The sequence below is a fragment of the Belnapia sp. AC561 genome (assembly GCF_979252845.1).
The window spans coordinates 1-236 of the sequence record NZ_CEEDBP010000490.1; the positions used below are offsets into that span (position 1 = coordinate 1).

Sequence of the window (236 nt, forward strand, 5' to 3'; positions counted from 1 at the left end):
GCCAGCACATCGGCAAGCTGGTTATCCGCCCGCCGGCGCTGGTCCCCGGCGCGGCGCAGGCCTCGCCCCTCACCCTGGCGGCCCGCGGCACCATCGTGGTCGTGGGCGGCGCGCAGGGCGTCGGCCTGGCCACCGCGCAATGGCTCGCCGCGCAGGGCGCCCGGCACCTGGCGCTCATCTCCCGCCGCGGCCCCGCCACGCCGGGGGCCGAGGCCGCCCTCCGCGACCTCGCGCCC

Annotated in this window: 1 protein-coding gene; it reads left to right on the forward strand. The window is 81.4% G+C overall.

Going from position 1 to position 236, the window contains the following annotated elements; all coding sequences use genetic code 11:
• Nucleotides 1–236, forward strand: a 236-nt coding sequence (locus AC0IW9_RS31970; RefSeq protein ID WP_471652300.1) for a KR domain-containing protein, incomplete at both ends; no start/stop codon positions are given.